Genomic DNA, 26336 nt, shown 5'->3' on the forward strand with positions numbered 1-26336 from the left:
TGGTACCTCGACAACGCGGCGTGGTGGCGCCCGATCCGCGAGGGACGCTATTCCGGAGAGCGCCTCGGGCTCGCGGGCAAGAGCGCGTGAGGGGCGCCTGAGCATGGATATCCTGATCCTCGGCGGCGCTGGACAGGTCGGCACGGAGCTTCAGGCTTTTTCCTGGCCCGATGAGGTGCGGGTGCACGCCCCCGATCGCCAGAGTCTCGACATCACCGACGAGGCGGCGCTCGTGGCCGCGCTCGACGCGCGGGCCTACGCGGCGGTGATCAACCCGGCGGCCTACACGGCGGTGGACCGGGCCGAGAGCGAGGTGGCGGCCGCGTGGCGGCTCAACGCGCTCGCCCCGGCGATCCTCGCCGCCGAGACGGCCAAGCGCAACGTCCCGCTCGTCCACGTCTCGACCGACTACGTCTTCGACGGCGCGAGCGAGGGCTTCTACGCCCCCGATGCAGCAGTGAACCCGCAAAGCGTCTACGGCGCCAGCAAGGCCGCGGGCGAGATGGCGGTGCGCACGGGCAACCCGCGCCACGCGATCGTGCGCACCGCCTGGGTGGTCAGCCCCCACCGGGGCAACTTCGTCAAGACGATGCTGCGGTTGGCAAACGAGCGGGACAAGCTGACGGTCGTGGACGACCAGCACGGCTGCCCGACCTCGGCCGCCGACCTCGCGGGCGCCCTCGCCAACATCGCTCTGCGGCTGGCCCGTGACGAGGCCGCGCCGACGGGCAGCTTCCACTACGTCAATGAGGGCGCCACCACGTGGTGCGGCTTCGCCCGCGCCATCGTCGCCGGTTCGGCCGCGCGCGGCGGGCGCTCCGTCCCCGTCGAGGGCATCCCGACCTCAGCCTATCCGACGCCGGCCCGACGCCCGGCCAATTCCCGCCTCTCGACCCGGAGCCTGAGCGACGCCTTCGGCATCGCCCCCCGGCCCTGGGAGGCGGCGCTCGACGACATCCTCGACCGGCTGGTCGGGCCGGTTCGCTCCCACTGACCAGGACGTGTTCGCATGAAGGGCATCGTGCTCGCCGGCGGCTCCGGCACAAGGCTGCATCCGGCCACGCTGGCGATCAACAAGCAGCTGCTGCCGGTCTACGACAAGCCGATGATCTACTATCCGATCTCGGTGCTGATGCTGGCCGGCATCCGCGAGATCCTGATCATCTCGAGCCCTGAGCACCTGGGCAACTACCAGCGCCTGCTCGGCACCGGCGAGCAGTTCGGCTTGCAATTCTCCTATGCGGTGCAGCCGCGGCCCGAGGGTCTGGCCCAGGCCTTCCTCATCGGGCGCGAGTTCGTCGGCGGCGACGACGTGGCCCTGGTGCTGGGCGACAACCTGTTCTTCGGCAACGGCATGAGCGAGCTGCTGGCCAAAGCGCGTGCCCGGGAGAGCGGGGCGACGGTGTTCGCCTACCACGTCGATCACCCCGAGGCCTACGGTGTGGTCACGCTGGACGCTGAGGGCCGCCCGCTGCGGCTGGTGGAGAAGCCCAAGACCCCGGAGAGCCCCTGGGCGGTGACGGGCCTGTACTTCTACGACAATCAAGTGCTCGACATCGCCGCCGCGGTGAAGCCCTCGGAGCGGGGCGAGCTGGAGATCACGAGCGTGAACCAAGCCTATCTGGAGCGCGGGCAGCTGCATGTGGAGCGGATGAGCCGGGGCTACGCCTGGCTCGACACGGGCACGCATGACAGCCTGCTGGAGGCGGGCGAGTTCGTGCGGGTGCTGCAGCATCGGCAGGGACTTCAGGTCGCCTGTCTGGAGGAGATCGCTTACCTTCAGGGCTTCATCGGCCGCGAGCAGCTGCAGGCGCGCGGCGAGCTGTTTGCCAAGACCAAGTACGGCCAGAACCTGCTGCGGCTCGCCCGTGAGGGCCGCAAACCCGACCAGGATTTTTGAGACGACGCTTCAGCGCCCGCCCGGGATGAGCACGGCGCCGGTATAAGTCTCGGCAACCTCGCAGAAGGGGATGCCGCCGGCCGAGAGCACCGCCTCGACGGAGAACAGGGGCTCGCCGGGACCCGGAAGCCCGCCATTCTCCGACGGCCACAACATCGTCAGCGACAGGTTGCGCCGGCTCGGCCCCAGCGGGCGCACGACGTGGCCGAACGGCGCCTGCGAAGTGTCCAGGGCGGCGTTCATCGCCGGTGTCAGGCGCGAGGGCACGTACCAGTTGTCGGCCTCCGAGAGGACGTGGCTGCCGCAGGTGAGCCGCACCCGGCGGTAGCGGACGGGCTCGTCCGCTCCCACGGCCAGCCGTTCACGCCGCGCCGCGCCGGGGGGCTTGTCCGGTCCGGGGACGCGCACGGCGACGATCCGCGGGTCGGGCGCGAGACCCCGCTCGGCGCACCACGCTTCGAGCACGGCGGTGGCGCTCGGCGCGGCGAGGAGGCGGGCGCTCAAGGTTTCGATCAAGGCGCGCGCCCCGGACCCATTCTGCGCCTCCCGGCTCGTCTCGACGGCTCCGGCCGCCTGCGCACGGGCTCTGCCGGCGTCACCCGGCGGCACGGCGGCGCCGAAAGCCGCGAGCCCCACCGTCAGCATCCGTGTCGCCGCCCTGTCCATCCTGCAGCGCAATACGTCGCCGGCCCGGAAAGGTCTACCGCGGCGGCCTTCCGAGCCCCGGTTCTTGTCTCGGCACCGGGGACATTGTCGATCGCTTTCGGGGCCAACGGGGCCCCTCATTCGACCGATCGGAGAACCTCGGCCACGAACGCATCCTTTTGCGCCCTGTAAAGGGCCATCGATCGCGTGTGGTGCCTGAGTTTGAGCGCGTTGTAACGCTCCACGAGGTCACGATCGGCGCGCAGGGCTTGCGCGAAAAGATGGAAGATGTCGAAGGCACCACCCTTTGCCGTGAGCTGAAGTCCGAGGTGCGGGTGAAGGTCCTGATCTTCGAAAGCCGCGAAATCGTCCGTGTGGATCGAGCCCGCGTTGCGGTCGAACGACGCGGCAAGGCGGCCGTTGACCGTGGTGAAGTGCGAAGGATCGACACGCACGACGATGTCGAGATCACCCTTCGTGAGACAGCCGGGAATGGCGGTTGCTCCGATATGCAGCACCTCGGCCGATGCCGGCAGGATGGCGGCGAGCTGAGCCCGCACGCTCTGGAACAGCGCGGTCGCCGCCTGCCGCGCCGCTTCCGGATCGTGGGCCAGAACGAACAGCTCCGTTCGATGCAAAACGCCCCTCGAAACGCCGCTGGGTCTCACCCCACCTCTCGGTCTCACCCCACCTCGAAGCTCGTCCACAGCCCGGTGTCGAACCGCTCCAGCACGGTCGCGCTCAGCAGCCAGCGGCCGGGATTGTCGGCGACGAAGGCGATCTGGGCGCTGCGGCCTTCCGGAATCTGCACGGTGTCGAGCCAATAGGGCTCCCAGCCGTCGTCGAGTTGGTGCAGCAGGCGGAAGACGTGCCCGTGCAGGTGCAGGCTCTGGATGAAGCCGGTATCGTTGCGGATCGCCAGCACCACGACCTGACCGCGCTTGACCGAGAACAGCGGCGCCGCACCCGCCGCACCGCTCGTGCCGTTGACCTGCCAGACCTTGGCCTGATCACCCTGATAGGGCGTCTCGGCGCCCGGCTTGGCCTTGTCCGGCCGGATGCCACCGGTCAGCGCCAGTTCGCGCCGAAGGGCGCTCTGGAGGCGGATCTCGGCGGGCAGGCGCTTGTTCTCGGGGATCGAGCCGATCGGTACCCGGCCGGCCTGCGCCACCGGCTCGCCCGCGGCGGTCAGGGTCGCCAGCGGCAGGCCGGGGCCGATCAGCGCCGTGATCGTGCCCGCCGGGCCGGCCTGGGGTGGCAGGTCGAGCAGAACGTCGTAGCGCGTGCCCGGTGCGAAGGGCAGGGTTGCCTTCAGCGGCTCGAAGGTGTCGGTCGGCTGCCCGTCCACTGCCGCGACATAGGCCTTCAGGCCGTCGAAGCGGATGCGCAGGCTGCGGGCGTTGCAGGCATTGGCCAGGCGCAGGCGCAGGCGGCTGCCCGGCCGCGCCTCGATGCCCTGCGGGATCGGACGCCCGTTGAGCGTCACCACGCTGCCCAGACGCCCGGCCGAGGCGGCGAAGGCGACCTGCCCGAAGGGCTGGAGCGACCCCGCCTCGTCGAGGCGCCAGTCCTGCAGGATCAGCGCCAGATCCTGATCGACCGGGGGCGGGGAGGGCTCCTCCACGATCAGCATGCCGGCGAGCCCCCGACCCGACGGCTCGCTCGATCCGCCGACCACCAGCGGCCGGATCAGGAAACTGCCGGCATCGGGCGGCGTGAACTCGTAGGTGAAGCTCTGGCCGGGCTGGATCGGCTCCTGCGTGACGCCGCCGACGCCGTCCATGGCGTTGCGATTGCGTACGCCGTGCCAGTGCAGCGAGAGCGGCTTGTCGGTCCCGTTCTCGACCCGCAGCCGCACCGCCTCGCCGAGCTTGACCCGCACGACCGGCGGCGCCTCCGCCTCGCCGAGGCGCCACACCGCGGTCTCGGGCGCGGGTTCGGGCTTCAAGCGAATCCGGGCCGGCGCGGCCTTGAGGGGTCTCGGTTCCGGCGACGCCTTCCGGTCGGCCGAGGGAGGGGCGAGCGCCTGGGCCCCCGCAACCCCGGGCATCAGCGCGAGGGCGGCGCTGCCGGCGAGGAGGCCCCGGCGCGAGACGGCGCCCGGCTCGCGCGGGGCCGTCGGGTCTGGCTTTCGCATGGCGTCTCGCGTCCCGGTCCTCATGTGCGGATCGCGTTGTAGACAGCCCCGGCCCCCGCCGCCACCGGGCGCGGCTCGTCGCAAGTTTTTTGCTGCGGGCTCGGACGCACATGCTATAGACGCGCGCTTCGACGGCTCGGGAACCCGAGCCCGTGTCGATGGCGCTCGCGGGCGTGGCGGAACTGGTAGACGCGCTGGATTTAGGTTCCAGTGTCGCAAGACGTGGGGGTTCGAGCCCCTCCGCCCGCACCAAGTCCGCATCAGGATCGGCGCTCCGGAACCCGAATCGGTTCCCGCCGAGGTCCCGCGATCGGGCTGTCCGAACCGGATCAGTCCGAGGCGTCCCGGCACGCGAAGACGAGATTGCGGTTTAAAGAACAGCGGACGAACGACCATGCAGGTGACCGAGACGACCTCCGAGGGGCTGAAGCGCGAGTTTCAGGTGCTCCTCCCCGCGACCGAGCTTGAGGATCGCCTCAACACCGAGCTCTCGAACATAAAGGGCAAGGTCCAGATCAAGGGCTTCCGCCCCGGCAAGGTGCCGGTCGCGCATCTGCGCAAGGTCTACGGCAAGTCCGTGATGGCCGACGTGCTGCAGAACGCCGTCAACGAGGCCAACCAGCAGATCGTCGCCGACAAGGGCCTCAAGCTCGCCCTCGAGCCGCAGATCGAGTTCCCGAAGGACGAGGAGCAGAACATCATCGAGCGCGCGCTCGATGCCAAGGGCGACCTCGCCTTCAAGGTGAAGCTCGAGGTGCTGCCGAGCTTCGAGCTGGCCGACCTCTCCGATGTCTCGATCAAGAAGCTCGTGCTGAAGCCTTCCGACGAGGAGATCAACGAGACCCTGGAGCGCATGGCCAAGGACGGCCGCTCCTTCGAACCCCGCGAGGAGGGCGCCGAGGCGCAGTCCGGTGACCGCGTCACCATCGACTTCGTCGGCCGCATCGACGGCACCGAGTTCGAGGGCGGCAAGGGCGAGGACGTCGATCTGGAACTCGGCTCCAACACCTTCATCCCCGGCTTCGAGGACCAGCTCGTCGGCGCCAAGGTCGGCGACAGCCGTCTCGTGAAGGTCGCCTTCCCGGCCGACTACCAGGCCGAGCAGCTCGCCGGTAAGGACGCCGAGTTCGACGTGACGGTGAAGGTCGTGGCCGCGCCGGGCGAGAGCAAGATCGACGACGAACTCGCCAAGCGTTTCGGCATGGACGACCTGGAGAAGCTGAAGGAAGCCGTCTCCAAGGCCGTCGGCGCCGATTACGAGGCCCAGTCGCGCCGCAAGCTCAAGAAGGAGCTGCTCGACGCGCTCGACGGCAAGTACGCCTTCGAGCTGCCCCCGAGCCTCGTCCATCAGGAGTTCGCCGCCGTGTGGGCGCAGGTCGAGCAGGACCTGAAGAACCGCGGCAAGACCTTCGAGGACGAGGGCACCACGGAAGAGGCCGCCCAGGCCGATTACCGCAAGATCGCCGAGCGGCGCGTCCGCCTCGGGCTGGTGCTTGCGCAAGTCGGCGAGACCGCCGATATCAAGGTCTCGGACGATGAGGTCAACCAGGCCCTGTTCGCTCGGATCCGGCAGTTCCCGGGTCAGGAGAAGCAGGTCTACGACTTCTACCGCAACAATCCGCAGGCGCTCGCCGAGCTTCGCGCGCCGCTGTTCGAGGAAAAGGTCGTCGACCACGTCCTCGGTCAGGTCCAAGTCGTCGAGGAACCCGTCTCCAAGGAGGCGCTTTTCGCCGAGGACGACGAGGGCAACGCCGCGACCGGCGGAGCCGCGACGGACGAGAAGTCGGGCGAGTCCAAGAAAGAGGCGGCGGCCGAGCAGGCTGCCGGCTGATCGCCACCCACCCCCGGCTCCGTGGGCGGGCGGCGATCTGATCAGGCGGCGTTAACGGTCGCCATGTTCGCTGTAACCTTCCGGTGCCCGAGCGATTCGCTCGGGCCCGGATCCCGGAGCCGAGGGCTGATATGAGAGATCCGGTCGACTACTTCCACAATTCGCTCGTGCCCATGGTGGTCGAGCAGTCGAGCCGCGGCGAGCGGGCCTTCGACATCTATTCGCGGCTGCTGCGCGAGCGGATCATCTTCCTCACGGGTCCCGTCGAGGACCAGGGCGCGTCGCTGATCGTCGCCCAGCTGCTGTTCCTCGAAGCCGAGAACCCGAAGAAGGAAATCTCCTTCTACATCAACTCGCCCGGCGGCGTGGTGACCTCGGGCCTGTCGATCTACGACACGATGCAGTTCATCCGCTGCCCCGTCACGACGCTCTGCGTCGGTCAGGCGGCGTCGATGGGCTCGCTGCTGCTCGCCGCCGGCGAGCCCGGCCACCGCTTCGCCCTGCCCAACGCCCGGATCATGGTGCACCAGCCCTCCGGCGGCTTCCAGGGCCAGGCCACCGACATCCTGATCCATGCGCGCGAGATCGAGGCGCTCAAGAAGCGCCTGAACGAGATCTACGTGAAGCATACCGGCCGCGACTACGAGACGATCCATCAGGCGCTGGAGCGCGACAACTTCATGACCGCCGACGCGGCCAAGGAGTTCGGCCTGATCGACGACATCCTCCACAAGCGTCCCGAGCCGGCCGCCGCCTGACCTGAGCGAGGAGCGGGCCGCTGCGGCGTGCGGGGCACGCCGCCGCAGGATGAGGGATCATGCGTCCTTTCGGCGCCCGTTCCGCCCGCCAGGCCGGTTGATCCCGAGGCGGTCGCGTGATTGCATCGGGATTCGAGCGCCTCAATCCCGACGCATCCGCCCGGTGTGACTGTTTCTTTAGGCGGATGCGCTTACATTCCAAGATCGATGCGCGTGCCCTGCTGGCTGGGGCCGCGCCCGCGAACCGGAGACCGATATGAGCAAGACAGGCGGCAACGACTCGAAGAGCACGCTGTACTGCTCGTTCTGCGGCAAGAGCCAGCACGAGGTTCGCAAGCTCATTGCGGGCCCGACGGTGTTCATCTGCGACGAGTGCGTCGAGTTGTGCATGGACATCATCCGCGAGGAATCGAAGTCCTCGCTGGTGAAGTCCCGCGACGGGGTGCCGACCCCGAAGGAGATCCGGCGGGTCCTCGACGACTACGTCATCGGGCAGGACTTCGCCAAGAAGGTTCTCTCGGTGGCGGTGCACAATCACTACAAGCGGCTCGCGCACGCGACCAAGCACAACGACGTCGAACTCGCCAAGTCCAACATCATGCTGATCGGGCCGACGGGCTCGGGCAAGACGCTGCTCGCGCAGACGCTCGCCCGCATCCTCGACGTGCCCTTCACCATGGCGGACGCGACCACGCTGACGGAAGCGGGCTATGTCGGCGAGGACGTCGAGAACATCATCCTCAAGCTGCTCCAGGCCTCCGACTACAACGTCGAGCGGGCGCAGCGCGGCATCGTCTACATCGACGAGATCGACAAGATCTCCCGCAAGTCGGACAACCCGTCGATCACCCGCGACGTGTCGGGCGAGGGCGTGCAGCAGGCGCTCTTGAAGATCATGGAGGGCACCGTGGCCTCCGTGCCTCCGCAGGGCGGCCGCAAGCACCCGCAGCAGGAGTTCCTGCAGGTCGACACCACGAACATCCTGTTCATCTGCGGCGGCGCCTTCGCCGGGCTGGAGCGCATCATCTCCCAGCGCGGCAAGGGCACCTCGATCGGCTTCGGCGCGAGCGTCCAGGCGCCGGACGACCGCCGCACCGGCGAGGTCTTCCGCTCGGTGGAGCCCGAGGATCTGCTGAAGTTCGGCCTCATCCCCGAGTTCGTCGGCCGTCTCCCCGTGCTCGCCACGCTGGAGGATCTCGACGAGGAGGCCCTGAAGAAGATCCTGCAGGAGCCCAAGAACGCGCTGGTCAAGCAGTACCAGCGCCTGTTCGAGATGGAGAACGTCGAGCTGACCTTCCAGGACGAGGCGCTGAGCCTCGTCGCCCGCAAGGCCATCGAGCGCAAGACCGGCGCCCGCGGCCTGCGCTCGATCCTGGAGACCATTCTCCTCGACACGATGTACGACCTGCCCGGCCTCGATTCGGTCGAGCAGGTGGTCATCGGCCCGGAGGTGGTCGAGGGCAAATCGAGGCCGCTCTTCATCCACGGCGACCGCAACAAGGAAGCACCGGCCAGCGTCAGCGCCTGATCGGTCAAGCCTAAGGGCCGCCCGGTTTCGAGCCGGCGGCCCTTTTTCGTTCCGGGGGGCGACCGCGCTTGAAAGCGCCCCCCGCAACGACCACTTCAGGCTCAACGCAGGGCCCTACGCTTCATCCCCCAAAAGGTGCGGGCCCGCGCCACCAGCCGCAAACGATATTCTCCGCTTCCGACCCTTCGCGGCCCGGTCGGCACCTGGCAGGATGCTTGCTCCCCGTGAGGAGCGAATGCCCGGCGTCAACACATAAGGGAAGAACCCATGACCCAGTCGAAATCGCGCCAGCCGGTCGTTCCCGGTTCGACGGGCTCCTATGCCGTCCTGCCGCTGCGCGACATCGTCGTTTTCCCGCACATGATCGTGCCCCTGTTCGTGGGCCGCGAGAAGTCGATCCGTGCGCTCGAGGAGGCGGTGCGCTCGGACCGGCACATCCTGCTCGCGACCCAGATCAACGCCAGCGACGACGATCCGGCCACCGACGCCATCTACACGATCGGCACGCTGGCCTCCGTGCTGCAGCTCCTCAAGCTGCCCGACGGCACCGTGAAGGTGCTGGTCGAGGGCGCCGGCCGCGCGCAGATCGAGTCTTTCGTGCGCTCGGACGAGTATTACGAGGCCCAGGCCCTCACGCTCACCGACGATCTCGGCGACCGCGTCGAGGCCGAAGCGCTCGCCCGCTCGGTGATTTCCGAGTTCGAGAACTACGTGAAGCTCAACAAGAAGATCTCGCCCGAGGTCGTCTCCGCCGTGACGCAGATCGACGAGCCCTCCAAGCTCGCCGACACCGTCGGCTCGCACCTCGCGGTCAAGATCGCCGACAAGCAGGCGATCCTCGAGATCCCCACGGTGGCGCAGCGCCTGGAGCGCGTGCTGTCGCTGATGGAGAGCGAAATCTCCGTTCTGCAGGTGGAGAAGCGCATCCGGACCCGCGTCAAGCGGCAGATGGAGAAGACCCAGCGCGAGTACTACCTCAACGAGCAGATGAAGGCGATCCAGAAGGAGCTCGGCGACAGCGAAGATGGCCGTGACGAGCTGGCCGAGCTGGAAGAGAAGATCGAGAAGACCAAGCTGACGAAGGAGGCCCGCGAGAAGGCCACCGCCGAGCTGAAGAAGCTGCGTCAGATGTCGCCGATGTCAGCCGAGGCCACGGTCGTGCGCAACTACCTCGACTGGATGCTCGGCATCCCGTGGGGCAAGCGCTCGAAGATCAAGAAGGACCTGCTGGGCGCCCAACAGATCCTCGACTCGGATCACTTCGGCCTCGACAAGGTCAAGGACCGGATCGTTGAGTACCTCGCCGTGCAGCAGCGGGCGAACAAGCTTACCGGCCCGATCCTCTGCCTCGTCGGCCCCCCCGGCGTCGGCAAGACCTCGCTCGGCAAGTCGATCGCGCGGGCCACCGGCCGCGAGTTCGTCCGGATGTCGCTCGGCGGCGTCCGGGACGAGGCCGAGATCCGCGGTCACCGCCGGACCTATATCGGCTCGATGCCCGGCAAGATCGTCCAGTCGATGCGCAAGGCCAAGACCTCGAACCCGCTCATCCTGCTCGACGAGATCGACAAGATGGGCATGGACTTCCGCGGCGATCCGTCGGCGGCCCTGCTCGAGGTTCTGGATCCGGAGCAGAACGCGACCTTCAACGACCATTACCTCGAGGTCGATTACGACCTGTCGAACGTGATGTTCGTGACGACCGCGAACACGCTCAACATCCCCGGGCCGCTCATGGACCGCATGGAGGTGATACGTATCGCCGGCTACACCGAAGAGGAGAAGCTGGAGATCGCTCGCCGCCACCTGATCCCCGAGGCGGTCAAGAAGCACGGGCTCGGCGCCGACGAGTGGTCGATCACCGACGACGGCTTGATGATGCTCATCCGCCGCTACACGCGGGAGGCGGGCGTCCGCAACCTGGAGCGCGAGATCTCCAACCTGATCCGCAAGGCGGTCAAGGAGATCCTGATCACCAAGGTGAAGCAGGTCGAGGCCAATCCCGAGACGCTGCCGGAATTTCTGGGACCCCCGAAGTTCCGCTACGGCGAGATCGACGCGGACGATCAGGTCGGCGTGGTGACGGGTCTGGCCTGGACCGAGGTCGGCGGCGAGTTGCTGACGATCGAGGGTGTCATGATGCCCGGCAAGGGCAAGATGACGGTCACGGGTAACCTGCGCGACGTGATGAAGGAGTCGATCTCGGCGGCTGCCAGCTACGTCCGCTCGCGGGCCATCGATTTCGGCATCGAGCCGCCGCTGTTCGAGCGTCGGGACATCCACGTCCACGTTCCGGAAGGGGCGACCCCGAAGGACGGTCCGTCGGCCGGCATCGCCATGGCCACCGCCATCATCTCGACGCTCACCGGAATCCCGGTGCGCCGCGACGTGGCGATGACGGGCGAGGTGACCCTGCGCGGTCGCGTCCTGCCGATCGGCGGCCTGAAGGAGAAGCTGCTCGCGGCGCTGCGCGGCGGCATCAAGACGGTGATGATCCCGGAGGAGAACGCCAAGGACATCGCCGAGGTGCCCGACAGCGTGAAGAACGGCCTGGAGATCATCCCCGTCTCGCGGATGGATCAGGTGCTGCAGCACGCCCTCGTGCGTCAGCCCGAGCCGATCGAGTGGGACGAGCCGCTTCCCTCCAAGACGCCCAAGCGCGACGAGGACGGTGCGGCGGTGATCGCCCACTGACAATCATCCTTCCCGCACTCTGACAGAGCCCCCGGAGCCCCGCTCCGGGGGCTTTTTCACGCCGAGATTCCGCGCGAGGCGCGCGCCCCGGCCTTGCGCAGCCGCGCGCCGTTCCGTAACGCTGCACGGCACCGGTTCGGGCGGTTAGCTCAGTTGGTAGAGCGTCTCCTTTACACGGAGAGGGTCGGGGGTTCGAGTCCCTCACCGCCCACCAACGAGAACAAGGGCTCGCCGTCGGCACGGCTTGCCAGAAGGCTTCGCCCCTCAAGGAATTCGCGTGGAAGCGCTGAGCAGCGCTCTCAAACGCTGTCAACTTGCGCTGACGATTAGCCGACGGATAAGACTTTCCCCCTGCCGAGCAATAAAAGGGGCTGGCTGGGGCTTCCGAGCGTCCCGCTTCTGGCATGCTCTGTCGCCAGGCCACATTTTGTTACGATCAATCTCTGTGTGACAAAAATTTGGTGGATGCAGAAGGCCGATCATGAACACGATCCAAGTCAACTTTGCTGGACGCTCCTTCAGGCTCAACGACCGTGAGGGCGCAGATCTCGTTGCACGTCAGATTGCAGCTGGATCCTACGAGCCTCCGCTGCCGATGTTGATGATGGCAACCCTTCTTCGCGTCGAGGGAATCTTCGTTGATGTTGGTGCGAATTCGGGAGTCTATTCGGTTATGGCCGCGGCAGTCGTGCCGGGGCGTCGCATCGTCGCGTTCGAACCTCTTCCAGATGCGCTTTCTGTTCTCAAGAGCAATTTCGAAATCAATGGTATGGCGGATCGAGTTGAGCTACATGAATTGGCATTGAGCGAAGCTTCGGGCACGGCGAAATTTTACCTGCCAGACCCAGGTCACGGCTTGGTTGAGACGAGCGCGACATTAGAGCCGGATTTTCAGCCGTCGCACTCGACCGTCGAGGTGCCTATCGCTCGATTCGACGATATTTCCATTCCGGACACGATTGGGGTCATCAAAGTCGACATCGAAGGGCATGAATACGCCTTTCTTCGAGGAGCGCGGGAGACCATCTTACGAGACCGTCCCATCATCTTTGCAGAGGTGGTCGGTCCATCGAAGCGTGCGGCCCTCGGCGCGTTTCTGCACGGTGTCGGCTACCTCGATTTCCGTCTCCGTCCAGACATGGCAATCCATGACGGAGAAGTCCTGTTCGACAATGCCGCTTGGAACCATGCTTTTGTTCCGTCCGAAAAGCTGAGTACTTTCAAAAACATTTGTGACTCTTGCAATTTGCAGATGCTCCGGCGCTTTCAGCTTGCTTGAGACATGTGCGTGGCATTCCTGCGAGATGGTTGTATAGCGCGATCGGTATAGGAGTCTGTGACAAGCAGTTTTCTGAGTTGGATCGATGCGCGATAGTTTAGCCAATGATACAAGAAAAATGAAGTTACAGGGTCGGTGCGGGGGTCATGCGACCTCCCGCCTTCCATGGTCCATCCGCGGAATAGCCGGTGTGACCTTACGATGCCTCGCAGGCGGCTATCTCCGGTCATGCTAAGATCCAGACAGCCGTAGCCTGATCGGCGGCCGGACGCGTCGCCGCCAAGCCGGTTTCGCCTTGCGAGCCCGAAACGTACGATCATGGGCTCCGCAGACTCGCACGCCGCGAAAAAACAGGTTTCGGCAGGACCGCCCCGGCTCGGTCCGTCGCGCCGCGCTGGCGGGGTATGTCCTGCGTGCAGATTGATATCATGACAAAGAGGGCTAAAAGCTGCATTATATCGCCTGATCGAAGGCGCTGCACGACAACAATCAGAGCGTGTGCAGCGCGCACGGCTTCATTCATCGAGCGATCGCGTGGGCATGAACATGGACGTGACTCGTTGGGCATCCGCCGTTGTCGACGCCTACGCCGCGGAGGCCAAGCCGCCGCTGACACAGGATCTGATCGATCAGGTCCGCGGCGTCCTTTCGCAGGTCTTGGAGTCCGAGGCCGATCGGCCCTCGCCGGCTCAATGCCTGGAGCGGCTGAACGCAGCGCTCGATGCCTTCGAGGCGGAGCTGCGGGCCGTCGTCGGCCCCCGGGTCGCGTCGCTGGACGATGCGTCGGGGGCGGTGACGATGCGCCATCGCTCCGAGGCCGGGCAGCCCCTGCGTGCCTTCGGCGGCCAGTAGCGGTTCGCGCTGCGCCAATCCCTTCGCCCATCTGCCCCCTTTTGAAAGACAGGTCGCGTCATGAGTGAGGATACGGGGACAGTCCGGCGCTTCGCGCACCCGGGTCGGGGGCGCAATGTCAGCCGCGCCGTGCCCAAGGGACGCCAGGTCGATCCGCAGGCGAAGGTCGAGATCGAAGAGCTGCTCGGCGCCCGCTCGCGCCAGCGCGACCTGCTGATCGAGCATCTGCACCTGATCCAGGACACCTACGGCCAGATCGGTGCCGACCATCTCGCCGCGCTCGCCGACGAGATGGGTCTCGCCTTCGCCGAGGTGTTCGAGACCGCAACCTTCTACGCGCATTTCGACGTGGTGAAGGAGGGGGATGCCGACATCCCCCGCCTGACGGTGCGGGTCTGCGACAGCATCACCTGCGCGATGTTCGGTGCCGACGAGCTGCTCGAAACGCTGCAGCGCGAACTCGCCTCGGATGCGGTGCGGGTCGTGCGCGCCCCCTGCGTCGGCCTGTGCGACCACGCCCCGGCGGTCGAGGTCGGCCACAACTTCCTGCACAGGGCCGATCTGCCCTCGGTGCGTGCCGCGGTCGAGGCCGAGGACACCCACGCCCACATCCCCACTTACGTCGATTACGACGCCTACCGGGCGGGGGGCGGCTACGCCGTGCTGGAGCGGCTGCGCAGTGGCGAGCTGCCGGTCGAGGACATTCTGAAGGTGCTCGACGACGGCGGCCTGCGCGGTCTCGGTGGCGCCGGCTTCCCCACGGGCCGCAAGTGGCGCTCCGTGCGCGGCGAGCCCGGTCCGCGCCTGATGGCGGTCAACGGCGACGAGGGCGAGCCCGGCACGTTCAAGGACCAGCTCTACCTCAACACCGACCCGCATCGCTTTCTGGAAGGCATGCTGATCGGCGCCCACGTCGTCGAGGCGGCGGAGGTCTACATCTACCTGCGCGACGAGTACCCGATCTCCCGCGAAATCCTGGCCCGCGAGATCGCCAAGTTGCCCGAGGGCGGCACCCGCATCCACCTGCGCCGGGGTGCCGGCGCCTATATCTGCGGCGAGGAATCCTCGTTGATCGAGTCGCTGGAGGGCAAGCGCGGCCTGCCGCGGCACAAGCCGCCCTTCCCGTTCCAAGTCGGCCTGTTCAACCGCCCGACGCTGATCAACAACGTCGAGACGCTGTTCTGGGTGCGCGACCTGATCGAGCGCGGCGCAGACTGGTGGAAGGGCCACGGCCGCAACGGCCGCGTGGGCCTGCGCTCCTACTCGGTCTCGGGCCGGGTGCGTGAGCCGGGCGTCAAGCTGGCGCCGGCCGGCCTCACCATCCAGGAACTCATCGACGAGTATTGTGGCGGCATCTCCGAAGGCCACAGCTTCGCGGCCTACCTGCCGGGCGGGGCGTCGGGGGGCATCCTGCCGGCCTCAATGAACGACATCCCGCTCGATTTCGGCACGCTGGAAAAATACGGCTGCTTCATCGGCTCGGCCGCAGTCGTGGTCCTGTCCGATCGGGACGACGTGCGCGGTGCGGCGTTGAACCTGATGCGGTTCTTCGAGGACGAGTCCTGCGGGCAGTGCACGCCGTGCCGCTCGGGCACGCAGAAGGCCCGCATGCTGATGGAGAACGGCGTGTGGGACACCGAACTGCTGGGTGAGCTGGCGCAGTGCATGCGCGACGCCTCGATCTGCGGTCTCGGGCAGGCGGCCTCGAACCCCGTCAGCTCCGTGATCAAGTATTTTCCGGATCTCTTCCCGGAGCCGCGGGCCGTGGCGGCCGAGTAGGCCCCCGGATGACGCCTCCTTCCCCGATGCCAACGCCTGGAGCGGACGCATGAGCAACGGCCCCCAACAGCACGGCAACAAGGTCGAGCAGCCCGAGATCCGCGCCGACGGCCGGCAGGATGCCGGCGGCCCGGCCAATGGCGCGCAACCGAATGCCGGGGGCGCCTACTCGCAGGGCGCCAAGTCCGGCGGTCAGGCCGCACCCGAGCCCTCGGGCCTGTTCGGCATCAAGGATCGCCCGACCGCGCCCGCGACCATCGCCTTCGAGTTCGACGGTCAGCCCGTCGAGGCGCAGCCCGGCGAGACGATCTGGGCGGTCGCAAAGCGCCTCGGCACGCACATTCCGCACCTCTGCCATAAGCCCGAGCCCGGCTACCGCCCGGACGGGAATTGCCGCGCCTGCATGGTCGAGATCGAGGGCGAGCGCGTGCTCGCCGCCTCGTGCAAGCGCACGCCCGCGATCGGGATGAAGGTGAAGTCGGCCACCGAGCGCGCCACGAAGGCCCGCGCCATGGTGCTCGAACTGCTCGTGGCCGATCAGCCCGAGCGCGCGACCTCGCACGACCCGTCCTCGCATTTCTGGGTGCAGGCCGACGTCCTCGACGTGACCGAGAGCCGCTTCCCGGCGGCCGAGCGCTGGACCAGCGACGTCAGCCACCCGGCCATGAGCGTCAATCTCGACGCCTGCATCCAGTGCAATCTCTGCGTCCGCGCCTGCCGCGAGGTTCAAGTCAACGACGTGATCGGCATGGCCTACCGCGCCGCGGACGCCAAGGTCGTGTTCGACTTCGACGATCCGATGGGCGCCTCGACCTGCGTCGCCTGCGGCGAGTGCGTGCAGGCCTGCCCGACCGGCGCCCTGATGCCGGCCGCCTATCTCGACGCCAACCAGACCCGCACGGTCTATCCCGACCGCGAGGTCAAGTCGCTCTGCCCCTATTGCGGCGTCGGCTGCCAAGTCTCCTACAAGGTCAAGGACGAGCGCATCGTCTACGCCGAGGGCGTGAACGGACCGGCCAACCAGAACCGGCTCTGCGTGAAGGGCCGGTTCGGCTTCGACTACGTCCACCACCCCCACCGCCTGACCGTGCCGCTGATCCGCCTGGAGAACGTGGCCAAGGACGCCAACGATCAGGTCGATCCGGCCAACCCCTGGACGCATTTCCGCGAGGCGACGTGGGAGGAGGCGCTGGAGCGCGCCGCCGGCGGCCTCAAGGCGATCCGCGACACGAACGGGCGCAAGGCGCTGGCGGGCTTCGGCTCGGCCAAGGGCTCGAACGAGGAGGCCTACCTCTTCCAGAAGCTCGTGCGCCTGGGCTTCGGCACCAACAACGTCGATCACTGCACCCGGCTGTGCCACGCCTCGTCGGTGGCCGCGCTGATGGAGGGGCTGAACTCGGGCGCCGTCACCGCGCCGTTCTCGGCGGCGCTCGACGCCGAAGTCATCGTCGTCATCGGCGCCAACCCGACCGTGAACCATCCGGTCGCCGCGACCTTCCTCAAGAACGCGGTGAAGCAGCGCGGCGCCAAGCTGATCATCATGGACCCGCGGCGCCAGACGCTCTCGCGCCATGCCTATCGGCACCTCGCCTTCCGCCCCGGCTCGGACGTGGCGATGCTCAACGCGATGCTCAACGTGATCGTCACGGAAGGGCTCTACGACGAGCAGTACATCGCCGGCTACACCGAGAACTTCGAGGCTCTGCGCGAGAAGATCGTCGAGTTCACGCCGGAGAAGATGGCCCCGGTCTGCGGCATCGATGCCGAGACCCTGCGCGAGGTCGCGCGGCTCTACGCCCGGGCCAAGTCCTCGCTCATCTTCTGGGGCATGGGCGTCAGCCAGCACGTCCACGGCACCGACAACTCGCGCTGCCTGATCGCGCTCGCCCTCATCACCGGCCAGATCGGCCGTCCGGGCACGGGCCTGCATCCCCTGCGCGGCCAGAACAACGTCCAGGGCGCTTCCGACGCCGGCCTGATCCCGATGGTCTATCCGGACTATCAGTCGGTCGAGAAGGACGCGGTGCGCGAGCTGTTCGAGGAGTTCTGGGGGCAGAGGCTCGATCCGCAGAAGGGCCTGACGGTGGTCGAGATCATGCGCGCGATCCACGCGGGCGAGATCAAGGGCATGTTCGTCGAGGGCGAGAACCCGGCGATGTCCGACCCCGACCTCAACCACGCCCGCCACGCGCTGGCGATGCTCGACCACCTCGTGGTTCAGGACCTGTTCCTGACCGAGACGGCCTTCCACGCCGACGTGGTGCTGCCGGCCTCGGCGTTTGCCGAGAAGGCCGGCACCTTCACCAACACCGACCGGCGCGTGCAGATCGCCCAGCCGGTGGTCGCCCCGCCCGGCGACGCGCGCCAGGATTGGTGGATCATCCAGGAGCTGGCCCGGCGCCTCGGCCTCGACTGGAACTACGGCGGCCCGGCCGACATCTTCGCCGAGATGGCGCAGGTGATGCCGTCCCTGAACAACATCACCTGGGAGCGCCTGGAGCGCGAGGGGGCGGTGACCTATCCGGTCGATGCCCCGGACCAGCCCGGCAACGAGATCATCTTCTACGCCGGCTTCCCGACCGAGAGCGGGCGCGCCAAGATCGTGCCCGCGGCGATCGTGCCGCCGGACGAGGTGCCGGACGACGAGTTCCCGATGGTGCTCTCCACCGGCCGCGTGCTCGAACACTGGCACACCGGCTCGATGACCCGGCGCGCGGGCGTGCTCGACGCGCTGGAGCCGGAGGCGGTGGCCTTCATGGCACCCAAGGAACTCTATCGCCTCGGCCTGCGGCCGGGTGGGTCGATGCGGCTGGAGACGCGCCGCGGCGCCGTCGAACTGAAGGTGCGCTCCGACCGGGACGTGCCGGCGGGCATGATCTTCATGCCCTTCTGCTACGCCGAGGCCGCCGCCAACCTGCTGACGAACCCGGCCCTGGATCCGATGGGCAAGATCCCCGAGTTCAAGTTCTGCGCGGCGCGCGTCGTGCCCGTGGAGGCAACCCCGATGGCGGCGGAGTAGCCGCCGCTTTCCGTGGATGGACGGTGCGTCATAGCGCGCCGCCCGTCCGCGTGTCGGCCGCCGAGTTGCTCAGTTCCACGCGTTCGGAGCGGAGCCGGGCTCTTACGATTTCCGTCTGATCGCCTCGGGCTCTTTCGTCGTCCTTGCGAGGCGAAGCCGAAAGCAATCCAGGGCTCCGTACCTTCCGGACGGGTCGCGCTCTGGGTCGCTTCGGCTCCGCCTCGCGATGACGCAGAGGGGCGAAGGCCGAGGCGAGCAGCCGGAGATGATCTCACGCCTTCAGCAGGTGAAGGCTGAAGCCGCTGTCGTCGTCGACCCAGAGGCGAACCGGCTCCCAGCCGGCCGCGGCGGCGAGCGCCTGGAACGCCTCGGGCGCGTATTTGTGCGAGGTGTCGGTGCGGATGCTCTCGCCGGCCTCGAAGGTGATCGTCTGCCCGCCGAGCCGGTAGCGGGCCGGCACGCTCGCCACGAGATGCGCCTCGACCCGGAAGGGATCGCCGCACAGGCGCGCCTCATGCCGGAAATTGGTCCGGTCGAAGTCGCTGCCGAGTTCTCGGTTCATCCGCTCGATCAGGTTGAGGTGGAAATCCGCCATCAGGCCACCTGCCTCGCCGTAAGCCCGGAGCAGGCGCGGCGCGTCCCGCGTCGGGTCGGCACCGATCAGGAAATGGCTCGGCCCCAGCGTCTCCCGCGCGCGTTCCAGGAAGTCGCGGGCTTGCTCCGGAACGAAATTCCCGATGGTGGTGCCGGGAAAGAAGCCGAGAAGCGGCCGGGGGGCGGCCCCGTGCGGAAGCTGCACCGGTTTCGAATAATCGGCGCAGACCGGCGTCATCGCCACGCCGGGATAGTCGGGCGCGAGGCGGGCCACGGCCGCCTCGAGATAGGCCCTCGAGATGTCGAGGGCGACGTAGGCGGCCGGCGCGTCGAGGGCATCGAGCAGGGTGCGGATCTTGCGGCTCGCCCCGCTTCCGAATTCCACCACGCTGACCCGCGGCCCGACGAGGGCGGCCACCTCCGTCGCGACCCGCGGCAGCAGCGTCATCTCACGTCGGGTCGGATAGTAGTCGGGATGCGAGCAGATGCGGTCGAACAGGTCCGAGCCGGTCTCGTCCCAGAGGTATTTTCCGGGCAGCGTCTTCGGGCGCCCGGAGAGGCCGCCGAGCGCATCCCGCAGGAACTCGGCGCGCTCGCTGTGGTCCGCGCCGCTCATCGTGCGGCGGGACGGGTGGCGGTGAGGATCACCAGCGCGATGCGCTCGGCCTCGGCATAGCCCGGATCGTCGAGTTCCTCGCCGTACTCGTCCGGATCGAACTCGCGGTAGGACGCGTCGAGCCCGGCCCGGGCGCAGATCGTCTCCGCTTCCGCGCGGAAGCCGTCCTCGCCCTCCACGATCGCCGAGCCGGTGAAGAGGACGAGGCTTCCGCCGGGCGCCAGCCGCTCGGCCGCCGCTTCGACGACGCGCAGGGACAGACCGGCCCCGAGGGGACCGCCGCCGTGGCGATAGGCGCGGCCCCCCGCATCCACCATGAAGGGCGGATTGGAGGTGATCAGATCGAAGGAGCCTTCGACGCCGCGCAGCATGTCGCTGTGGAGGGCCGTGACGTTGTCCACCCCCGCGAGCCGGGCATTGGTCCGCGCCGCCTGCAGGGCCGCCGGATTGATGTCGACGAGGACGATTTCCGCCTCCGGCAGTCGCTTGGCGACCAGGATGCCGGCCGCGCCCGAGCCGCAGCCGATATCGACGATCCGCCGTGGCGCCGGCTGCCCGGCGCGCGTCCGCTCCTCCAGATGTTCGAGCACGGCGCCGGCATAGCGCATGGTGTCGGGGCCGAAGAACACGGCGTCGGCGGCGAGCGGTGGGTAGGCCGCGTGCAGGAACAACTCGTCGTCGAGGCTGGAGAGGCGGATGCGCGCCTTCAGGAGGGGGCCGTCGGAGTCCTCCGACCGGTCGAGCGCGCCCGCCCGCTCCATCAAGGCGGTCAGTTCGGCCGGGATCACGCCCTCGCGGAACGGCCGACTCCAGCCCAGGACGTCCCGCAAGGAGCGCGCGGCTGCGTTCTGGGGTCGCGCATTGACCCGGGCATGGGTCGCCGGCGTCACCGTGGTGAAGCGATAGCCGCTCTCGCGCACCGCGCGGACGAGGGCGAGAAGCGCCTCCTCGCGGCTTTGCGGCTCGGCCTCGTCGCGGTAGGAAGGGCGGGTCCGACGCTCGGCCACGCTCATCCTCAACCCTCCATCTGTCCGGCGACGAACGCGCCCGAGCGCAGGTCGGCGGCGACCTGCTGCGCATCCCATTCGCGCACCTCCTCGCGGCGGTGATAGGGGCAGACCCAATCGTCGGGCACCGCACGGCCGCTGAACTGACGTGCGGCGGAGCGCTCGCCGTGCTGCGCGAGCATCGGGTTGGGCGAGCCGGCCCAGGCCACGTCCCGCTCGACGATCGAGTCGCGCAGGCGTTCGTAGCGCCCCTCCGCCCGCAGGCGTTCGAACTGGTCGTGCAGGTTGAACACCAGGACCGGGCTCTCGAAGCGGCGCGCCTTCCGGCTCGCGCCCGGATGCAGCCCGACGATGAAGAAGCCCTCGCCGCCGAGGCTCATCGAGAAGTGGGAATCGTCCGGGTTGGCCGAGACGCGGGGATCCTGGGAATGGCCGAGAACGCTGTCGCGGTCGGACAGGGACTGCATCCGCTTCCACAGGGCGGCCTCGAACGCCTCCTCGCTGAGGCGGCGCGGGCCCTCGAACACGACGGCGAAGCTCTGAAACAGGTCGCGGCGGGCGCGGTAGCGGCAGATGAAGGCGAGCAGCGCCGGGTAGATCCGCGCATCGTCCCGCTCGGAGGCGATGTCGCCGGCGACCAGAACCTTCATCTGACCGCGGGAAAGGGCGGATTTGGCGCCGACGCAGGGGAAGGGCTGTTGTCGGATGAAGTGCCGGAACCGTTCAGCGAGCGGATGACCGGTGTCGTCGGTAGGCAGCAGCATGACACCTCGTGCGGAGCGGACGAGCGGAGACCGGGCGCCGGACCCTGTGTCCGGTGCCGTGGCGCCCGTGAGAGGAAAGCCGGCTCTTCGGCTGTCGAGCCGGCCCTCGATGAAGATGAACTGCGCGGGGAACCGCATCGCGGTGCCATTGTTCCGCTGGAGCTGGGGATATCCGGAAAGCTACGGTGACGCGCTCATCTGCGCATCTTCTTGATTTGCCGCGACATCGTAGCGCGGACTTTCCCGTGACTCTCCCGGCACCGAAGCTGATGCCGTCAGGACTCGATCTCGTACTGGATCGGCTTGAAGGAGAAGTTGTTCGATTGCGGCGCCGAGCAGGCCGTCAGGCCAATGATGAGATCGGTCTCGGCCACGAAGCTTACCCGGTCGCCGGCCCGGCTCAGCGGCGGCTTCACGGCGATCTCGCCGCTCGTGCCGTCGACGGTGACGTGCATGAAGACGTTGAAGGCGACCGGAATCCGGTCGGGTCCGATGCCGTAGGGCGCGAGTGCCTCGGCGAGGTTGCCGAAGCAGCCCCGGTGCGGGTGTTCCTCGCCGTAGATGATCCGGAAGGTATCGGCCGAGCAGGGCGTGAGCAGGAAATCGTGCCGCCCCACCGTGTCCTCGACGATGCGCAGGAGCACGGTCGAGCGGTTCGAGTAGATCGGGTCGCCCGCCGTGAGGAAGATGCGCGAGGCGTAGTCGATGGTCCGGCCCGAGGAGATCACCTCGTCGAGGTCGTCCCGGCGGAAGGCCACGAGGTCGGCGACCTGCTCGCCCAACGGATCGATGACGGTGAGGCGCTGCCCGCGATCGAGGGTGAAGGCGGCCCCCGAGCGCGGTGGGATCTCGTGGCGCACCGTCTGGCTCATGCGTCGTTCGCTCCTGTTGGATGGCGGGATCGCGCCCGCCCCGTGTCGCGCCGATCCCGGCCGTCAGGCGCGGGACAGGCTTGGCCGCAGATGGCGGCGCGACAGGGGATCGGATGAACCCGCCCTCGGGTTCCCGACAAATGCGAGCGTCCCGCCCCGGGGCGAGACCGGAGAGTTCCGCCCTTGGACGCCCGACCCGACGAACGCTCCTGCCCGCAGGCCGAGGCCGGCCCGAAATCCGGCCGGGATGCGCCGGATTCCTCCCGTCACGGCGCGGAACTGACCCTGCGGGGCCTCCTGCTCGGCGCGGTCATCACGGTCGTGTTCATGACGGCCAACCTCTATATGGGGCTGAAGACCGGCGTCACCTTCTCGACCTCGATCCCCGCGGCGATGCTGGCCATGGGCCTGCTGCGGCTGTTCGGCGGCTCCGGCATCCTCGAGAACAACATCGTCCAGACGCAAGGGTCTGCGGCGGGCACCCTGTGCAACGTCATCCTGGTCCTGCCGGGCCTCGTGCTGATCGGCCACTGGCACGGCTTCCCCTTCTGGGAGACGACGGCGGTCTGCCTCGTCGGCGGGCTGATCGGTCTCGTCTACTCGATCCCGCTGCGGCGCGCCCTGGTGATGGGGGCGGGCCTTCCTTATCCCGAGGGTACGGCCGCCGCCGAAGTGCTGCATGCGGGCGAGGCGGGTGACCGCGGCGGCCTGCGCATCCTGCTCGGCGCGGTGGGCGCGGGCGGGGCGATCGGGCTGGCCACCACCGGCTTCCGGTTGCTGGCCGACGGGCTCCACACCACGCTGGCCGCGGGCCCGGCCCTGTTCCGCCTCGCCACCGGTTTCTCGCCCGCGCTCGTCGGCGTCGGCTACCTCGTCGGCCTCGGCGCCTGCCTCGCCCTGCTCGTCGGCGTGGGTCTGGCCTGGGGCATCGCCGTGCCGTTGCTCACGGCTTTGGGCGACGGTGCGGGCGGGGAGGGGGCGGAGGCTGCGGCCCGGGCGGTCTGGTCGGACAAGGTCCGCCTGATCGGTGCCGGCATCATCGCCGTCGGCGCGATCTGGACGGTGGCCTCCCTCGGCCGCTCGATCCTCGGGAGCATTCGCTCCGCCTTCGGCGCCGCGCAGGGCGGTGGGCACGCCCTGCGGCAGTTGCCGCGCCAGGAGCGCGACCTGCCGATCACCTGGATCGCGGGTTCCTCCCTGCTGCTCGCCCTGCCGCTGGCTTGGCTCTTCTTCCACTTCAGCGCGGGCGCGGAGCTGGGCGGCCTGCGCTTCGCGCTGGTGGCGGTGGCCACCCTGTTCACCGTCGTCTTCGGCTTCCTGATGGCGGCGGCCTGCGGCTACCTCGCCGGCCTGCTCGGCTCCTCTTCCTCGCCGATCTCCGGCATCGGCATCCTGACGACGCTGCTTGCGGCCCTGCTGCTGCCGCTCCTGCTCGGCCGCGCCGCCGGGCCCGAGGGCGAGCGCTTCGTCGTCGCCGCCGCCCTGCTCCTGGCCTCCGTCGTCGTGACGACAGCCTCCATCGCCAATGACAACCTTCAGGATCTCAAGACCGGCCAGCTCGTCGATGCCACGCCCTGGCGCCAGCAGGTCGCGCTCGGGGTGGGCGTCGGCGTCGGCGCCCTGGTGATCGCCCCGCTCCTCGGCCTGCTCTACAACGCCTACGGCTTCGTCGGCGCCCTGCCGCGTGAGGGCATGGACGCCGCCGCGGCGCTGCCGGCGCCCCAGGCCGCCCTGATGACCCAGATCGCCGGCGGCATCGTGCGCGGCGAACTGCCCTGGTCGATGGTGGCGACCGGCGCCGTGCTCGGCGCGCTGCTCGTCGCCCTGGAATCGCGCTTGCGGCGCAGCGGACGCTCCTTCCCGGCGCTGACCGTCGGGATCGGCATGTATCTTCCGCTGGAGGTTGTGGTCACCATCGCCTTCGGCGGGCTCGTCGGGCGCCTCGCCGAGCGCCGCCTGCGCGGAGCGGACGACGAGGCTCGGGCGAGCGGACGGCGCCGAGGCGTTCTGCTGGCCTCGGGCTTCCTCGTCGGCGAGAGCGTCGTCGGCGTGCTGCTCGCCGCGGCCGACACCCTGAGCGGCCGCAGCGCCTCGCTGGGCTTCGCCGGCGGCGCGCTCGGCGGGGCGACGCCCTGGCTCAGCCTCGCCGTCTTCGCGCTGGTGCTGGCCGCGTTCTACCGCATCGCCTCGCGCCCGGACCCGGCCGACGCCCATACGAAGGGCCGCCGTGCCTGAGCTCCGGATCGCGGTGCGCGGGCCGCCGCGACGACGCGCCCGGAGCCGGATGTCGAGGCGGCTCAAAAAGTCGATCGGCCTCGCGAAAAGGGGTTGAGTCCCGCCGATCCTCCGCTTATAGAACCGCCCATCGACGCGGCACACAGCACCGACGCCGACGCCAGAGACCGGAGACGGTCACGGCCAAAATGATGGGGCCTTAGCTCAGCTGGGAGAGCGCTTCCATGGCATGGAAGAGGTCATCGGTTCGATCCCGTTAGGCTCCACCATCATACTTCCCGAGGTAGAATGAGCAGTTGCTAGAGCGACTTAGCTAATACCTCATGGGCGTTGCGTACCTAGCTTCGTACCTGCGCTGCGTACCCCTCAGAAAATCTTCTTAACCATCTGGAACCGCTTCCTGACGTGCACGTTTGATGCGTGAATGGCCGCGTGGAACTCTGGCAGGTAACCCAGAACACTCCCGCCGCCCTTCGTAACGTTGTGCCTGATACTCATGCGGCGATAACCACGGCCTCGCCCCCGACAGTGAGTTAGGGAATACCCGCAACGACATCCGCAGCGTCACGCGAACGTTGCCGATGCCCGGTGCCTACATGAACGGCGGGTGATCCGTTCGGTGTTGCGCGTCCCTTTCCTCGAAGGGAAGCGACCGGTCGCGACCCGGGAGAAGGCTTCGATGCCCCTTCCCAAGGTCACCATCGCAATTAGGGTCGATGTAGGAAACTGCCTCTTCGGCTTCGCTGCGGTCCTGTACGGTCTGGCTGCGATCCTACAGCTACTCCTCTAACCGAGCGGGGCGTCGTTCATTCGGCGCCCCGTTTCGTTGTTCTTACCAGCCGTGGCGCTGTCACCGGAATGTTCGCGAGGATGCGGGTGAACGGGTCGAGCATGACCAGGGCACCGTCCTCACGGAACATCCAGTTGTGCGGAGCGGGGTCCATGTGGAACCTCGGGAACGCGGCTGCGAGTGCGCGGAGGAAACCCGACACGTCGCTCAATCCCACCTTCGCACACCGCTTCGCAAGCGAGTGAGTGAGCCGAGCATCCTGCGCTTCGCCTCTCCAATCCCTACGGTCGATGCCTCGCGCGAGGTTGGCCTTGTACCAGCCGTCCAGGGCACCGTTGAGCCGCACCACAACGTCCAGGCTCTTGGCCCTGATGATGCGCTCACGCGCCCCCTGCGGTGGCTTGTCGAAGCCCGACATGGGTGCGTGAAGGCGGTCCATGGTGGCGACGAAGAACCTTGCCATCCCCTGTCCGTACCAGCGCAGAGACCGCACCACAGGCTTGAACGGCCCCGGCCGGTGGAAGCACCACGCGGCATAGACGGGCCAGGGGTCACCATCAGGGTTCACCCCGACCTTCACCACATGCGGTGAGCCGGGTTTGGCCAGGACGTAGGTGGACGCCACCGCGAGGTCGTCGCTTCCACCGTGTCCGATCAGGTCGAAGCCGCGCCGCTGAAGGCGCATGACGTATCCCAAGGGGCCGAAGCGGGAGACGGGTCCAAACTCAGACATGAGCCTGCCCCTTCCGGCCGTGCTTCGCGCCACGCCATTGGCTGACACCCCGAGCGATCACGGCTCGAAGGGTGGCAGGTACGGTGTCGATCCCCGCAGCGGCTAACATGGCGTCCACCTTCACGGAGGGCGTGATCGGGGAGCCATCCGGCATGGTGGCGAAGAGGATTTCGTGAACGGCCGCGTCAGTGAGCGCGGTGTGGTCGGTGCTCATGGGTGAGGCTCTCTAGATGGAACGGAAAACGGCCCCCGTGAGGGAGCCGCTGGAAGGGGTCGGTGAGTGTCGAGTGGATCGACACTGATCAG

The 26336-nt window shown here is 68.0% G+C and carries 20 protein-coding genes and 3 tRNA genes; 14 read left to right on the plus strand and 9 right to left on the minus strand.

Translation table 11 applies throughout. The features are described 5' to 3' along the window. The first annotated feature begins 103 nt into the window (after positions 1 to 103). Positions 104 to 994, plus strand: a complete 891-nt coding sequence (rfbD, locus tag ACPCJR_RS00005) for a dTDP-4-dehydrorhamnose reductase (protein ID WP_391515005.1) — start codon at positions 104 to 106, stop codon at positions 992 to 994. A gap of 15 nt (positions 995 to 1009) precedes the next feature. After that, complete coding sequence (gene rfbA / locus ACPCJR_RS00010) at positions 1010 to 1900, plus strand: glucose-1-phosphate thymidylyltransferase RfbA (protein ID WP_391515006.1); 891 nt, start codon at positions 1010 to 1012, stop codon at positions 1898 to 1900. Positions 1901 to 1909: 9 nt separating this feature from the next. Here the strand turns inward: rfbA and ACPCJR_RS00015 are convergent, their stop codons facing one another. From ACPCJR_RS00015 to ACPCJR_RS00025, 3 genes are all read right to left on the minus strand, one after another. Beyond that, positions 1910 to 2545: a hypothetical protein gene (locus ACPCJR_RS00015; RefSeq protein WP_391515008.1), complete on the minus strand. Its 636-nt coding sequence runs from the start codon at positions 2543 to 2545 to the stop codon at positions 1910 to 1912. Positions 2546 to 2682: 137 nt separating this feature from the next. Further along, positions 2683 to 3213 carry a GrpB family protein gene (locus tag ACPCJR_RS00020; RefSeq protein WP_391515010.1) on the minus strand — a complete coding sequence of 177 codons (531 nt, stop codon included), beginning with the start codon at positions 3211 to 3213 and terminating at the stop codon, positions 2683 to 2685. A gap of 14 nt (positions 3214 to 3227) precedes the next feature. Beyond that, complete coding sequence (locus ACPCJR_RS00025) at positions 3228 to 4682, minus strand: multicopper oxidase family protein (protein ID WP_391515012.1); 1455 nt, start codon at positions 4680 to 4682, stop codon at positions 3228 to 3230. A gap of 167 nt (positions 4683 to 4849) precedes the next feature. Here ACPCJR_RS00025 and ACPCJR_RS00030 point away from each other — a divergent pair. From ACPCJR_RS00030 to fdhF, 10 genes are all read left to right on the plus strand, one after another. Beyond that, positions 4850 to 4934: transfer RNA gene (locus ACPCJR_RS00030), tRNA-Leu, on the plus strand. Between the two features lie 142 nt (positions 4935 to 5076). Next, positions 5077 to 6513 (plus strand): trigger factor, encoded by a 1437-nt coding sequence (gene tig, locus ACPCJR_RS00035; RefSeq protein WP_391515014.1) that lies wholly within the window; start codon positions 5077 to 5079, stop codon positions 6511 to 6513. Between the two features lie 131 nt (positions 6514 to 6644). Continuing rightward, complete coding sequence (locus tag ACPCJR_RS00040; RefSeq protein ID WP_108940305.1) at positions 6645 to 7271, plus strand: ATP-dependent Clp protease proteolytic subunit; 627 nt, start codon at positions 6645 to 6647, stop codon at positions 7269 to 7271. 256 nt (positions 7272 to 7527) lie between these two features. After that, positions 7528 to 8799, plus strand: coding sequence for an ATP-dependent Clp protease ATP-binding subunit ClpX (gene clpX, locus ACPCJR_RS00045; RefSeq protein ID WP_060769918.1), 1272 nt, complete (start codon positions 7528 to 7530; stop codon positions 8797 to 8799). Positions 8800 to 9066: 267 nt separating this feature from the next. After that, the gene (lon, locus tag ACPCJR_RS00050; RefSeq protein WP_391515016.1) at positions 9067 to 11490 is read left to right on the plus strand and encodes an endopeptidase La; all 2424 of its coding nucleotides are present in this window, start codon (positions 9067 to 9069) and stop codon (positions 11488 to 11490) included. A gap of 138 nt (positions 11491 to 11628) precedes the next feature. After that, positions 11629 to 11704 (plus strand) — tRNA-Val (locus ACPCJR_RS00055). A gap of 267 nt (positions 11705 to 11971) precedes the next feature. Continuing rightward, the gene (locus ACPCJR_RS00060; RefSeq protein ID WP_391515018.1) at positions 11972 to 12769 is read left to right on the plus strand and encodes an FkbM family methyltransferase; all 798 of its coding nucleotides are present in this window, start codon (positions 11972 to 11974) and stop codon (positions 12767 to 12769) included. A gap of 540 nt (positions 12770 to 13309) precedes the next feature. Beyond that, positions 13310 to 13621, plus strand: a complete 312-nt coding sequence (locus ACPCJR_RS00065; protein WP_391515019.1) for a hypothetical protein — start codon at positions 13310 to 13312, stop codon at positions 13619 to 13621. Between the two features lie 60 nt (positions 13622 to 13681). Next, entirely contained in the window at positions 13682 to 15400 is a 1719-nt protein-coding gene (locus tag ACPCJR_RS00070) for an NAD(P)H-dependent oxidoreductase subunit E (protein ID WP_391515021.1), read from the plus strand. A gap of 49 nt (positions 15401 to 15449) precedes the next feature. After that, positions 15450 to 18419 (plus strand): formate dehydrogenase subunit alpha, encoded by a 2970-nt coding sequence (gene fdhF, locus ACPCJR_RS00075; RefSeq protein WP_391515023.1) that lies wholly within the window; start codon positions 15450 to 15452, stop codon positions 18417 to 18419. 271 nt (positions 18420 to 18690) lie between these two features. On the opposite strand, the gene egtD is transcribed toward fdhF, so the two are convergent. The 4 genes from egtD to ACPCJR_RS00095 form a co-directional block, all read right to left on the minus strand. Further along, complete coding sequence (egtD, locus tag ACPCJR_RS00080; protein WP_391515024.1) at positions 18691 to 19629, minus strand: L-histidine N(alpha)-methyltransferase; 939 nt, start codon at positions 19627 to 19629, stop codon at positions 18691 to 18693. Next, positions 19626 to 20642 carry a class I SAM-dependent methyltransferase gene (locus tag ACPCJR_RS00085; protein ID WP_391515026.1) on the minus strand — a complete coding sequence of 339 codons (1017 nt, stop codon included), beginning with the start codon at positions 20640 to 20642 and terminating at the stop codon, positions 19626 to 19628. The genes egtD and ACPCJR_RS00085 overlap by 4 nt, the downstream gene beginning before the upstream one ends. 2 nt (positions 20643 to 20644) lie before the next feature. Beyond that, the gene (gene gntA / locus ACPCJR_RS00090) at positions 20645 to 21400 is read right to left on the minus strand and encodes a guanitoxin biosynthesis heme-dependent pre-guanitoxin N-hydroxylase GntA (protein ID WP_391515027.1); all 756 of its coding nucleotides are present in this window, start codon (positions 21398 to 21400) and stop codon (positions 20645 to 20647) included. 275 nt (positions 21401 to 21675) lie between these two features. Beyond that, positions 21676 to 22272: an urea carboxylase-associated family protein gene (locus ACPCJR_RS00095; protein ID WP_331286640.1), complete on the minus strand. Its 597-nt coding sequence runs from the start codon at positions 22270 to 22272 to the stop codon at positions 21676 to 21678. 183 nt (positions 22273 to 22455) lie between these two features. Here ACPCJR_RS00095 and ACPCJR_RS00100 point away from each other — a divergent pair, with 183 nt between their 5' ends. Both ACPCJR_RS00100 and ACPCJR_RS00105 read left to right on the plus strand, forming a co-directional pair. Continuing rightward, positions 22456 to 24507 (plus strand): OPT family oligopeptide transporter, encoded by a 2052-nt coding sequence (locus tag ACPCJR_RS00100; protein ID WP_391515029.1) that lies wholly within the window; start codon positions 22456 to 22458, stop codon positions 24505 to 24507. Between the two features lie 193 nt (positions 24508 to 24700). Continuing rightward, positions 24701 to 24776: transfer RNA gene (locus tag ACPCJR_RS00105), tRNA-Ala, on the plus strand. Positions 24777 to 25313: 537 nt separating this feature from the next. Here ACPCJR_RS00105 and ACPCJR_RS00110 read toward each other — a convergent pair. Together ACPCJR_RS00110 and ACPCJR_RS00115 are read right to left on the minus strand one after the other, a co-directional pair. Beyond that, on the minus strand, positions 25314 to 25982 hold the full coding sequence (locus tag ACPCJR_RS00110; protein ID WP_391515031.1) for a hypothetical protein: 669 nt from the start codon (positions 25980 to 25982) through the stop codon (positions 25314 to 25316). A gap of 40 nt (positions 25983 to 26022) precedes the next feature. Next, positions 26023 to 26244, minus strand: a complete 222-nt coding sequence (locus tag ACPCJR_RS00115; protein WP_391515033.1) for a hypothetical protein — start codon at positions 26242 to 26244, stop codon at positions 26023 to 26025. Positions 26245 to 26336 lie beyond the last annotated feature (92 nt).

The sequence above is a fragment of the Methylobacterium sp. NPDC097929 genome, assembly GCF_049543375.1.
Classification (GTDB): domain Bacteria; phylum Pseudomonadota; class Alphaproteobacteria; order Rhizobiales; family Beijerinckiaceae; genus Methylobacterium.